This window comes from Streptomyces sp. NPDC104096, assembly GCF_055584385.1.
This window is the reverse complement of the sequence record NZ_JBVJMD010000075.1, coordinates 23,157-31,034: the sequence shown is the minus strand read 5'-3', so window position 1 is coordinate 31,034 and position 7,878 is coordinate 23,157. Positions and strand designations below refer to the sequence as shown.

The following is a 7,878-nucleotide window of genomic DNA, read 5'->3' as shown; positions in this document are numbered from 1 at the left end:
CACCCCACACCTCTCCCCCACCGGTACACTCCAACCCCCGGGGCCGGGGGGGCGGGCCCGCGGGCCCCCCCCCCCCCCCCCCCCCCCCCCCGCGCCGGCCCCCCCCCCCCACGGCAGGGGATCAGCTCGGTGGGGCCGGTCAGCGGACCCGGATGAAGACCACGTCGTAGCCGCTCGCGGTGGAGCGGTTCTTGACGTAGACGCCGTCCTTGCCGCCGTTGGGGTTGCCGGTGTTGCCCTCGACGGCGGTGAAGCTGGAGCCGCCGCTCACCGTGCGCACGATGCCGATGTGTTCGTGGCCGCCGGTGAAGTCGCTGCCGCCGTTCCAGTCGTAGGCCACGATGTCGCCGGGCTGCGGGTTGTTCGTCACCGACAGGTGGTAGTTGCCGGCCCGCGCCTGCTTGACCCAGCCCGAGACGTAGCTGTTGCGGTAGGAGGTGGCCCCGGTCTGCCGCGCCACCCAGCTCACGAAGGTCGCGCACCAGGCGTAGTTGTTGGTGGACAGGGACAGGCCCACGGCCGCACCGTAGCTGTTCGCCCGGGCGCTGCCCTCCACCGTGCCGACCTCGGCCGCGGCGACGTCGTAGATCTTGCTGTAGCCGCCGCCGGGCGGGGGCGTGGTCGGCGGGGTGACCGCGCCGTACAGCGCCGCCTTGGTGTTCGGGCCGACCTGGCCGTCGACCGAGAGGCCCTTCTCGGACTGGAAGTCGCGCACCGCGGCTTCGGTCATCGCCCCGAAGTCGCCGTCCACGGCCAGGTCGGCGCCGTGGTGGTTGAGCAGGCTCTGCAACTCGGTGACGCAGCCGCTCTTCTGGCCCTTGACGATGTTCGCCGGGCAGGAGGAGGAGTTCAGGTTGATCGGCGCCGGTGCGCCGTTGCCGCCGCCACCGCCGATGTTGGAGTACAGGGCGGCCTTGGTGTTCGGGCCGACCTCGCCGTCGACGGACAGGCCGCTCGCGGACTGGAAGGACTTCACGGCCGCCAGGGTCAGCGGACCGAACTCGCCGTCCACGTCCAGGTGCTGGCCCTTGCCGTTGAGCAGGGCCTGAAGGGTGGCGACGCATCCGCCGCTCTGCCCCTCCGTGATGTTCGCCGGGCAGGACGCGGACCGCAGGTCGATTCCGGTCGCGGGCGATTCGTCGGTGTTGTAGAGCTCGGCCTTGGTGTTCGGGCCGACCTGGCCGTCGACCGACAGACCGTGCGAGGACTGGAAACTGCGGACCGCGCTTTCCGTGGCCGGGCCGAAATCACCGTCCACGTCGACCGAGTAACCGTAGTGGCGGAGCAGCCGCTGGAGTTCGGTGACGCAGCCGCTCTTGTTGCCCTGGACGATGTTCGCCGGGCAGGAGGAGGACATCAGATTGATGGGCGCGGGCGCCGATCCTCCGGTCGCGTACAGCTTCGACTTGGTCTGCGGGCCCACCAGTCCGTCCACCGCGATCGCGGTGGCGGCCTGGTATTCACGGACCGCGTAGAGGGTGGCCGGACCGAAGTCGCCGTCCACCGTCAGACCGGCGCCGTGCGCGTTGAGCAGGTTCTGGAGTTCTGTGACGCAGCCGCTGACCTGGCCCTTCTGGATCACGCTGGGGCAGGACGAGGAGGTCAGTTTGATCGGCGCGGGCGCTGCCATCGCCGGAACGGCACCGATCAGGGCGGCCGTCGAGACCATCGCCGTGGTCGCCGCGAGAACACCGACGCGGGCGCGCCAGCCCGGTCTCACGCTCTTGCCGCCGCGGTCCTGGGCGTGGGGTCTGTCGGCAGGAGCGTCAAGTACGTTTCTCATGACTGCGAAATGTCTCCTTTAGCGGATCTGCGGATTACCGGCCGCACCCGCGCCCCCGGCAAACGCCTGCCATAGGCACGGAATTCGGCGGGCGTCGAGAGGTTGCAATGCCCGTCCGCGTTGGCGCCTTCGTGAGCCAACGATTGCCGCGTGTAGTCATGCGGTTACGGTCGTCGAATGCCATGATCGGCCTGCTATTCCGCGCATGACGGTGACAGCTCAAGTGCATGCACACAATCCTGTGAGACATAACTGGCCGGATCACACCGTGACCCGTGGCCGATAAAAAGCGGCGGGTTGACGGCCTTTGAAGTTTCGACCCATTTCAGTGGTACGGATCATTGCGTCAGATCTGAAGACGGCGTGACCCGTTTGCCGGGCCGGACGGATATCCATCCACGAGAGGCACCGGATCGAACAATTCCGGAAGGCCGGCCGGACGGACGCCGAAAAGCGGAAGACCCCGTCCCGGATCATCCGGGACGGGGTCTGTTCGAGCGCCGGGCAGGCCTTGCACCTGCATTTCCCCGCAGGAAGCGGGGCGTCTTTCCTTGGACCACCAACGCGTGGAGCGTGTCTCGCGTTTCCGCGTCGCGCTCTAGATCGACTATAGCCTGCTCGGGGCCGGTCGGGAAAGTCCAGGTGAACCGGGCGTGACCGGCCGTCGTGTACCGGGCGCCGCCGAGACGGTCCTCGGCACCGACGAGACGGTTCCAGCCACCGACGAGCCGGCCCTCGGCACCGCGTCGACCGGTGCCGAGGACTCGGTGCGCGAGCGACCGCGGGTCAGGGCCGCGGCACCCCGCCGGAGGGTTCGGTGGTGGTGGCGGTCGCGGCGGCACGGCCCTGCGGGGCGCTGTCGGTCAGGACCAGTTCCTTCGCCCGCCGGAACTCCTCGTCCGTGATCGCGCCGCGCGCCTTCAGGTCCGACAGCTTGGCCAGCTCGTCGGCGCTGTTGGGCCGGGCGCCGGAGGCCGTCCGCGCGACGTAGGAGTCGAACTGCTTCTGCTGTTCGCGCGCCTGTTCCAGTTCGCGGCGGCCCATGTCCTTGCCGCGGGCGATGAGGTAGACGAAGACGCCCAGGAACGGCAGCAGGATGACGAAGACCAGCCAGCCGGCCTTGCCCCAGCCGCCCATGTCGTCGTCGCGGAAGATGTCGAAGATGATCCTGAAGAGCAGGAACAGCCACAGGATCCAGAGCCCCAGCCACAGCATGGTCCAGAAGAGGCTCAGCAGCGGGTAGTCGTAGGCGAGATACACCTGTGTGGTCATGTCGTGCCTCCGTTTGGGCGACTGCCTCTCCGCTCCGGGCGATCCGGCCGGGCCGGCGGAGGTGCGTCCTCCGGTCAGCGACCATCGTGCCCCCTGGAACTCCACTCGGCATCCGGCCGCCCGGACGCGCCGGGCCGCGCGCCGGATCCCTCCCGCTCGTCCCGACGGCTGTGGCCAGGGCGTACCGGCCGCCGCGGTTCGCCCGTCCGGCTCAGCGGGCGCAACACCGGGACGACACCTACGCTGAGAGGGCCACCCGCCGACCCGCAGGTGATCCCGCGGTCGGCGGGCAGTGCGTCTGACACCCCCCAGCACCGAAAGGCGGTCCCCTATGGCCACCGCGTCTGACGCTCCTGTCCTCGACACGCTCGCCGCCATGACCATCGACTCCATCGAGCGCTGCAACATGGACGAGAGGACGCTGATCCTCACCCGTATCGCCGCCCTCGTGGCCATGGACGCACCCGCGATCTCCTACCTGGCGCACATGAATCCGGCGGTGAAGGCCGCGCTGACGGTCGAGGAACTCCAGGACGTCCTCATCGCGATCGCCCCCGTCGTGGGCACCGCACGTGTGATGTCGGCCGCGAGCCACATCACCCAGGCGTTCGGTGTCGCCATCGAGCTGGCCGAGGCGGAGGCCGAGGCCATCGCCAACGCCGAGGCGGAGGCCCAGAGCCACCGCCGGTCCTGACCCCTCCTGAGGGGACGGTCGCGTCCGCGACCGGGTTCCGGGCCACAGGAGAGGGCATCGCCCCTGAACGCCTTGCCGGTGTTCGGGGGCGATGCGTGTCGGCGGTCTCCCGGGCCGGCTCCAGCGGGCGATCTTGCCGGGCCGACCCGAGAATGAGCGAGAACACCCGCTCGCCGGGGATGGCGCGAGGCGGGTCTGCGCGGTCCGGAGGTCGTCGGACATGGCATCAGGAGCTGATCCGTGATGACGGACGAGAGAGCCGAACGCATCGCCGAGTTCATCGCGCCGCTCCGGGTGAGGCCGGGGTCGAAGGTCCGGCTGGGCCGGGACTTCGACCCCCGTCACAAGGCCGGGGTGAAGAAACGGGACGGGGCCGAGATGCTGCGGGCCGGGGTGTCCCTGCTGGCCGAGTACCAGGAACGGCTGGCCGCCCAGGACACGTACGGCGTACTGCTGTGCCTCCAGGCGCTCGACGCCGGAGGCAAGGACGGGACGATCCGTCATGTGATGAGCGGCGTCAATCCGCAGGGCGTGCGGGTGAGCAGCTTCAAGGTGCCCTCCGCCGAGGAACTCGACCACGACTATCTGTGGCGCTACGCCCAGCGGCTCCCCGGACGGGGCGAGATCGCCATCTTCAACCGGTCGCACTACGAGGAGGTGCTCGTCGTACGGGTGCACCCCGAGCTCCTCCTCCGGCAGAGGCTGCCCGGCCGCGCGGACGAGTCGGACGTGTGGCAGCGGCGCTACCAGGAGATCAACAACTGGGAGCGCTACCTCACGGACAACGGGTTCAAGGTGGTGAAGGTCTTCCTGAACCTGTCGAAGGAGGAGCAGCGCACCCGCTTCCTCAAGCGCCTCGACCTGCCGGAGAAGAACTGGAAGTTCTCCGCCGCCGACGTCCGGGAGCGGCGGTTCTGGGACGACTACCAGCACGCGTTCTCCCAGATGCTGTCGGCCACGAGCACGAAGTGGGCGCCCTGGTACGTGGTGCCGGCCGACCGGAAGTGGTTCGCGCGGATCTGCACGGCGGCGATCCTCGCGCACACCCTGATGGACATCGACCCGCAGTACCCGGTGGTGCCGGAGGCGGCGCGCAAGGAGCTGCTCGCCACCAGGCGGGAGCTGGTGGAGGAGGCGCCGTCGGGCGTCCCCGCCGACCCGTACGCGGCACAGCGTCCCTCGGGGGACGCGCAGACGTCCGACGCCGGGACGCGGGGCGGGAAGAAGCGCCGTCAGGCCGCCGACAGGGCCGGGTGGGACCGGTCGGACAGGTGAAGGCAGGGCGACGACGGTGCAGGAGGATTCCGTGGGCGAACAGACAGTGGCCGCTCAGGACGCTCAGGACGGCTGGTACGCGCGTTCCCCCGAGGAGGTCGTGCGCGCCCTCGGTGTCGATCCGGCGGTCGGGCTCAGCGCGGCGAAGGCCGCCGAACTGCGTACCGCGCACGGCCCCAACGCGCTCCCCGAGGAGGCCAGGATCCCCGCCTGGCGCCGGTTCCTCGGGCAGTACCGCAGCTACATGCAGATCGTCCTGGTGGTCGCGGCGGTGGTCTCGCTGCTCATCAAGGAGTGGACCACCGCGGTGCTGCTGCTCGCGCTGACCCTGCTGAACGCGGTCGTGGGGCTGCGTCAGGAGGGCAAGGCCGAGAGCGCGATGAACGCCCTCAAGTCGATGATGAAGGCCACGGCCCGGGTCCGCAGGGACGGCACCGACGCGCACATCCCCGCGGAGCAGCTCGTCGTCGGCGACATCGTGCTCATCTCGGCCGGTGACCAGGTCCCCGCGGACGGACGCATCATCGAGGCCAGCGCGCTCCAGATCGACGAGTCGGCGCTCACCGGCGAGAGCCTGCCCGCCTCGAAGGACACCGCGACGCTGCCGGGCGGCCGGGAGCTGCCGCCGGGCGACCGGACCAACACGGCGTTCATGAACACCCCGGTCACCCATGGCAGCGGGCTGCTGGTGGTGACCGCCATCGGCGCCGACACCGAGCTCGGCAAGATCTCCGGACTGCTGTCCGCCACCGAGAAGGAGGTCCCGCCGCTCACCAAGGAACTCGACACGCTGACGCTGTGGATCACCGGAGCGGCCGGGCTCACGATGATCGTGATGTTCGCCCTGGGACGCAACCGGGGCCAGGCCTGGGACACCCTGTTCGTCAGCGCGGTCTCCCTGGCCATCGCCGCCATTCCCGAGGCCCTGCCCACCGTGACCCAGGCGATCCTGTCCGTCGGCAGCCTCAACCTGGCCAGACGCAACGCCATCGTCAAGGAACTGCCGTCGGTCGAGACGCTCGCGTTCACGTCGGCGATCAACTCGGACAAGACCGGCACCCTGACGATGAACCAGATGACGGCCGTCGAGGTGCTCAGTCCCACCGACAAGTACACCGTCTCGGGTACGGGATACGGCCTGGAGGGCAAGGTCCACCACGCGGCGGGCTCCTCCGCGGGCATCGAGGACGCGATCCTGCCGTACGTCCTGGCCAGTGACGCGAAGCTGGTCGACGGTCGGGTGGTGGGCGATCCGACCGAGGGCGCGCTGCTGGTGCTGGCCCACAAGGCGGGGCTGGACACGGACACCACCAGGGAGGGCCTCCCCCGCCTCGCGACCCTGCCGTTCGACCCCGAGTACAAGCTGATGGCCACCTTCCACTCGGCGCAGGACCCCGCGGGCCGGACGGTGGTCCGCTGCTTCGTCAAAGGCGCGGCGCCCGCGGTCATGGCCCGGGTCGGGACCGCGCTCGCGGCGGGCGAGACCGTGCCGTGGGACGCCGATCTGCTGGGCCGGGCCCAGGCGCAGATCGAGCGGATGGGGGGCGAGGGACGCCGGGTGATGGCCGCGGCCACCCGGGACCTCGACCCGGCCGGCTTCGATCCCGAGGGCGACCTGCTCGGCTATGTCACCGAGCTGCGGATGAGCAGCCTCGTGGCGATGGTGGACCCGCCCCGTGAGGAGTCGAAGTCCGCGGTGGCGGACGCTCAGGCCGCGCACATCCGGGTCCGGTTGGTGACCGGCGACGACGTCACCACCGGGGCGGCGATCGCCCGGCAGATCGGCATCCCCGGCGAGGCCGTGCTGGGCGCCGACTTCGCCGCGATGAGCGAGACGGAGCGGATGACCCGGATCGACGCCATCGGCGTGCTGGGCCGGGTCGCGCCGGAGCACAAGGTGCTGCTCGCCGACACGCTGAAGAAGAAGGGCGACGTCGTCGCGATGACCGGGGACGGCGTCAACGACGCGCCCGCCATCAAGTCCGCCGACATCGGCATCGCCATGGGCAGCGGCACGGACGTGGCGAAGACCGCCAGCCGCATGATCCTCTCCGACGACAACTTCGCCACCATCGTCTACGCCGTGGAACAGGGCCGGACGATCTACGACAACCTCACCAAGTACATCCGGTTCGTGCTGCTCCTGCTGGTCACGTTCGTGCTGACGTTCCTCGGCGCCACCGTCTTCGACATCGCCGCGGGAGAGCCCTTCACCCCGCCCCAGGTGCTGTGGATCCACTTCATCGTCAACGCCTCCTTCGGCTTCGCGCTCGGCTTCGACAAGGAGAGCCCGGGGCTGATGCGCCGCCGGCCGCGGCCGCGCGGGGAGACGGTGCTCACCCGGTCCGTGCTCCTCACGGTGGGGCTCTCCGGGCTGGCGATCACCTGCGTCCTGCTCGGGCTGATCAAGCTGGGCCAGGCCCACTTCGGCAGCGCCGCGACAGGTCAGTCGATCGCCTTCACCGCCTTCGCGCTCTGTCTGATCGTGGCCGCGTTCGAGTGCCGCAGCGAGACGGACTCGGTGCTGACGCCCTCCACGTTCGACAGCAGGCAGATGAACTGGGTGGCCCTGGCCCAGCTGGTGCTCTCGGTCCTGGTGACGCAACTGGACGGCTTCCGCCGGCTGCTGGGGACCACCTCGATCGACGCCCGTCAGTTCGGCTGGGCCCTGCTGTCGGCCGTGGCCCTGCTGGTGGTGTGGGAGCTGGGCAAGCTGGCGGCCCGCCACCGGATGAAGAACGGCGGGTGAGCGACGCGTGAGCGGGGGCCACCGGGCGGAACCGGTCCCGGTACGACGGATCCCGGTGCGGGAGTTCGGGACGCCACGGGCCTCGATGGGGCGCGTCCGGCCGGG

The 7,878-nt window shown here is 70.1% G+C and carries 5 protein-coding genes; 3 read left to right on the top strand and 2 right to left on the bottom strand.

Going from position 1 to position 7,878, the window contains the following annotated elements; translation table 11 throughout:
- Window positions 1-139: 139 nt before the first annotated feature.
- Both ACZ60B_RS38870 and ACZ60B_RS38865 read right to left on the bottom strand, forming a co-directional pair.
- The gene (locus ACZ60B_RS38870) at window positions 140-1,783 is read right to left on the bottom strand and encodes a peptidoglycan-binding protein (protein ID WP_469395798.1); all 1,644 of its coding nucleotides are present in this window, start codon (window positions 1,781-1,783) and stop codon (window positions 140-142) included.
- 786 nt (window positions 1,784-2,569) lie between these two features.
- Window positions 2,570-3,055 (bottom strand): SHOCT domain-containing protein, encoded by a 486-nt coding sequence (locus ACZ60B_RS38865; RefSeq protein WP_469395796.1) that lies wholly within the window; start codon window positions 3,053-3,055, stop codon window positions 2,570-2,572.
- Window positions 3,056-3,386: 331 nt separating this feature from the next.
- On the opposite strand from ACZ60B_RS38865, the gene ACZ60B_RS38860 reads away from it, so the two are divergent.
- The 3 genes from ACZ60B_RS38860 (at window position 3,387) to ACZ60B_RS38850 (ending at window position 7,773) form a co-directional block, all read left to right on the top strand.
- Entirely contained in the window at window positions 3,387-3,749 is a 363-nt protein-coding gene (locus tag ACZ60B_RS38860) for a carboxymuconolactone decarboxylase family protein (RefSeq protein WP_469395794.1), read from the top strand.
- 243 nt (window positions 3,750-3,992) lie between these two features.
- Window positions 3,993-5,024, top strand: a complete 1,032-nt coding sequence (locus ACZ60B_RS38855; protein ID WP_469395792.1) for a polyphosphate kinase 2 family protein — start codon at window positions 3,993-3,995, stop codon at window positions 5,022-5,024.
- 31 nt (window positions 5,025-5,055) lie between these two features.
- A complete protein-coding gene (locus ACZ60B_RS38850; protein WP_469395790.1) occupies window positions 5,056-7,773 on the top strand; it encodes a cation-translocating P-type ATPase in 2,718 nt (905 codons plus the stop codon).
- Window positions 7,774-7,878 lie beyond the last annotated feature (105 nt).